The sequence below is a fragment of the Paeniglutamicibacter sp. ORCA_105 genome, from assembly GCF_045798545.1.
In the GTDB taxonomy this organism is placed as follows: domain Bacteria; phylum Actinomycetota; class Actinomycetes; order Actinomycetales; family Micrococcaceae; genus Paeniglutamicibacter; species Paeniglutamicibacter sulfureus.
Genome location: NZ_JBIXLM010000078.1, coordinates 1 through 4506, shown reverse-complemented (window position 1 = coordinate 4506; position 4506 = coordinate 1). Strand labels below are relative to the sequence as shown.

Genomic DNA, 4506 nt, shown 5'->3' with positions numbered 1-4506 from the left:
GTTCCCATCCCCCGGCCGGGGGATGGGAACGCCGCCTTCATCCATTCACCGCACCGCTGCGGATTGCCGCGTCCCGGCCGGGACGCCTGGCAGCCGTGTCGGCGGAGCAGCGAGTCACGTAGTCTGGACGCGTGGGCCACATGTGAGCACCTGTCACGGCCCGGTTGTCCTCCTGCCGCCTAGTCACCTGGAGCCCAAGATTGGATCCGACCGGCACACCAGCGTTCCTCCCCCTCTTGCTCCTCTCGATTCTCCTGACCCTGCTCTTCGCCTTGGCTGCGGCCTTTGCCGTGCGACGAATCCTCGGCGTGCCGGTGGGGTGGCCACGCTCCTTCGCCGTCGGGCTGCTGGTCTTCTTCGCTGGAACGCCTTTGGCCACCGTTTTCCTGTCCAACGCCGGCATCATGGGTTCCGAAGACGCCCAACGGGCGGTGGTTCCCACGCTCATGCTCTTCGGACTCTCCATCGCCTGGGCCTTTGCATTGGGCACCGCCGTGCTGGTGGCAGTGGAGGTGCTGTGGCCCACCGGAAGCCTGGGCACGCCCTGGGGCATGGTGCGCTCGTTGAAGGCATCCAGCGCGCGGCGCAAGCGCTACCTGCAGGTCACCAGGACCGCATTCCGCGAAGGATTGCTGCGGCCGGTCAGCGCCCGTTCGATGCAGGGAGGCACCCCCGAGGCTGCCAGGACGGCACGGTCCCTGGCCGCCACGCTGGGCAAATCCGGGGTCACGTTCATCAAGCTTGGACAGATGCTCTCGACCCGGGCCGATACCCTGCCTCCCGAGTACATTGCGGAGCTTTCACTCCTGCAGACGCGCGCGGAACCGGAACCGTTCACGGCCTTGCGTCCGCTGCTGGAGGCGGCCCTGGGCAGGGACGTGGACGAGGTCTTCGCCTCGATCGAGACCCAGCCGCTGGCCTCCGCCTCAGTGGCCCAGGTCCATGCGGCAGTGCTCAGGAACGGGCAGCCGGTTGTGGTCAAGATCCAACGTCCCACCGCCCGCAGCCAGGTCAAGGTCGACTTGGACATCATCGAGCGCTTCGCCCGAATGCTCGAGCGCCGCACCGCCTGGGGCAGGGAGCTGGGTCTCGAGTCCCTTGCCGTGGGATTCGGCGTCTCCCTGCGTGAGGAACTTGACTACGGCATCGAACTTGAGAACATGCGTGCGGTGGCGGCGGGCGACCCCGCATTGAAGATCCCGACCGTCTATCCGGAGCTCTCCTCGAACAAGGTGCTGGTCATGGAACACCTCGATGGGGAGCCGCTGGGCGACGCCTGCCTGGACGCCGAGACTCCTGAATTCCGCAGGACACTGGCCATGGAGCTGTTCGGCGGAATCCTGTCGCAGGTGCTCGTCGCCGGTGTCTTCCATTCCGACCTTCATCCGGGAAACATTCTGGTGCTGCGCCGGTCGGGTCCCGAAACCCTGAACGAACCATCGCAGCGTCCCGCCCTTGCGCTCCTGGACTTCGGTTCAGTGGGACGGCTGGGGCGCGACACCCGGATGTCGTTGGCGGGGTTCATGGTGGCCGTCCACGCCGATGACAATGTCGCTGCCACCGACCGACTGCTGGAGATGGTGGAACGGACACCGGCGCTGGATCGACGGGCGCTCGAACGAGGCATGGGAATACTGCTGACCCACTTGAACGGTTCGACCAATGTGCTCTTTGGCAAGTTGTTCCAATTGCTGCAACGGCATTCGTTGGGGATCCCGCCGCAACTGGCAGGGGCATTGCGCGCCATCGGCTCCTTGGAAGGGACCATCAAGCTGCTGGATCCCGGATTCGACGTCATCGGAGAGGCTCAACGCAAGTCCCTGTCGTGGATCTCGGCCATGACCACACCCGAGGCTGTCAGGAACCTGCTGGCCTCCAACGCCATCGGGTTCATTTCAAGCCTGCAGCGCATGCCGCGGAACCTGTCCATGCTGAACGAAAAGATCGAGAACGGCAACTTGCAGGTCAACGTCCGTCAGTTTGCCTCCCCCACGGACCGCGGCTTTCTCACGGGCCTCGTCCACGAGGGCATCATCGCCGGGATCTCCATCGCCGCGATCCTCGGAAGCATCTTGCTGATGGTTTCCGAGAGCGGCCCCATGTTGGCGCAGAACCTTCGGCTTTACCAGTTTTTTGGCTACACCTTGGCGCTCGGTGGGTTCGTCTTCGGCCTGCGCTCCCTGGTGCGGATCCTGATCACGCGAAAGTGACTCGGCGCGGACCCGCGGGTCCGCGGCCCGCGGACCCGCGGCTTCCCTCCGGTCGCCTGAAACGCTTTCTGGCGAAACGCAGGAAAACCGCGCACGTCCCCCTTCGCAGGGGAAGGTGGAAATGCACGGCTTTCCTATTGGCGCCCGAACGAGATGCCGGACGGCGGGCCTACTTCTTCAGGAAGTCGCCGGCCCCGCCCACGTACTCGGTGTGGCCGGCGGGCACGTCCGCGGTGACCATGGCGGCCACCTCGGCGCCGAACTCCTCGACGGAGTAGAGCTTGCCGGCGGCGGCGCGGCGGGCCTCGATGGCACCGGGCTCGGCCCGGTCCAGCAGCGTCGCGGTGATGGTGCCCTCGATCATGTCGCCGGAGACGACGACGAAGCCGATGCCCTTGGCCTCGAGGGCCGGGATGAATTCGCGCAGGGCCAGCTCGCCGGCACGCTTGGAACGGGCCACCGGCTCGTAGGCGTCCATGGTCTCGACCTGGTCGATGAAGTGCGCCTGGTGGCTCGTGACGAAGACGACGCGGGAGCCCGGGGCCATCTTCGCGGTGGCCGCCTCGAGCATCGCGACCTGGGCGTCGCGGTTCAGGCGCAGCGCGTAGTCCTCGCCGAGGCCCGATTCCATGCCGCCGGAGGCGTTGAGCACCAGCACGTCGAGCGAGCCGAAGTTCCCGATCGCGGCGTCGACCAGCGCGGCCGGACCCTCGGGGGTGGTCAGATCGGCGCCCACGGCCACGGCGCGGCCGCCGGCCTCAACGATACCGGCAACGATCTTGTTGGCGCGCGGCGCCTTCTGGCGATAGTTGATGACCACGCCGGCACCCTGTGCGGCGAGGATCTTGGCTACTTCGGCACCAATACCGCGGGAGGATCCGGTGACGATGGCGCCCTTGGCTGAAAGATCGTTCAATGCTGCTCCTAAAGTGGTGGCCGGGCCTGGCGCTGCGGCGCGCACTGGATTCGGCACTTTTATCGTGTTGGTGGTGAAAGTCTTTGGGTGGAACACACAACACGTGCGCTCCGCCTTCTCAATCCTGCCAGTCCACACGGGTGTGCACTGTTGTAGGAATCCTCCAAACAAGTTTAGTCCAGGGGGCCCCTTGGCCAGGTGCGGGGCACGCGTTGGTGGGCGCCCAACGATATGCCTTCCGGTGGCCTATGCCGCCACCTGCGCGGACGCCGCGAGTGAGTTTGCCTGGGGCCATTGCCCCGACCGTGCCACGGAGCAGCTGCAGGACGTGATCCCGCTGCTGTCCCCGGCACGGGGGCGCACCCCCCCTCGGGATGCTCTCCCCCGTGGAAACTATTAGGCCAGTTCCGCGCGAACCATGTTGCTCAACGCCTTGCCGTCGAAGCGGCCGGCGACCTTTTCGGTGACCTGCTTCATGACGGTGCCCATCTGGCGCATGCCAAGCTCGGTTCCACCTGCGCGCAATTCGGCGACGACGTCGGCGACGATCGCCTTGGCTTCGTCCTCGGTCAGTGCCGCCGGAAGGTAGCCTTCGATGACGGCGGCTTCCTGCTCTTCGGCCGCGGCGCGATCCAGCTGACCGGCCTCGGTGTAGGTCACGGCAGTTTCGCGTCGACGCGCCGCTTCCTTCTGGAGCAAGGAAATCACCGCAGCGTCGTCGAGTTCGAGCGGGGTCTTGCCGCCCTTTTCGCGGGTGTTGATCTCACCCAGGAGGTTGCGCACGGTGGTGAGTTCCACCTTGTTCCCGGCCTTGAGGTGCGCGGTCATGTCCGCGCGGAGGCGGTCCTTGAGGCTTTCCATGATGGCTTCTTCTTCCCGTCGTAGCCCGGCTCGTACGCTGTGCGGCTGCACCCGTACGTTTGCCGGTGTCACCCACAGTTTATGGCGTGGAACCGGAGCACGTCGCATCGGTTGGACGGCGCGTTGGGGAAAAGGGAGTCAGCGGTCCGAGTTTCCGATGCACTGACGGATCCCCCTGCCGTGGGCTGTTTCCCGAACCACGATGGAGGACCCCCGTCGTCCGTGAATGCAGTGGTGGTGAGCGTCGCGCATGACGGACGCAGCCAAGAAATTGACTAACTCAAAAATTTACCTAGATAAATAAAATTGGCTGCTTTTCCACAACCATCGACTAGGAAATGGAAGCTGGTCAGAGCCGCAGGGTCCTGCTGCGTTTCAAAGGGTGTTCTGCCTCGGCATCGGGGCACCGAAGGGACCTGCCCTCGCTGATACTCCCGCGCCAAAGGCGCCGCACCCGCGGACCCGGGGGGGGGGGGGGGGGGGGGGGGGGGGGGGGGGGGGGGGGGGGGGCGGCGCGGG

The 4506-nt window shown here is 65.8% G+C and carries 3 protein-coding genes; 1 reads left to right on the top strand and 2 read right to left on the bottom strand.

Translation table 11 applies throughout. The annotated features are described in order from the left end of the window. The first annotated feature begins 236 nt into the window (after positions 1–236). Positions 237–2210: an ABC1 kinase family protein gene (locus ACIPUB_RS19995; RefSeq protein WP_407608987.1), complete on the top strand. Its 1974-nt coding sequence runs from the start codon at positions 237–239 to the stop codon at positions 2208–2210. A 169-nt stretch (positions 2211–2379) separates the two neighbouring features. Here ACIPUB_RS19995 and ACIPUB_RS19990 read toward each other — a convergent pair whose 3' ends face one another. Further along, positions 2380–3126, bottom strand: a complete 747-nt coding sequence (locus ACIPUB_RS19990; protein ID WP_407608986.1) for an SDR family oxidoreductase — start codon at positions 3124–3126, stop codon at positions 2380–2382. Positions 3127–3522: 396 nt separating this feature from the next. Then, positions 3523–3987: a GatB/YqeY domain-containing protein gene (locus ACIPUB_RS19985; protein ID WP_407608985.1), complete on the bottom strand. Its 465-nt coding sequence runs from the start codon at positions 3985–3987 to the stop codon at positions 3523–3525. Positions 3988–4506 lie beyond the last annotated feature (519 nt).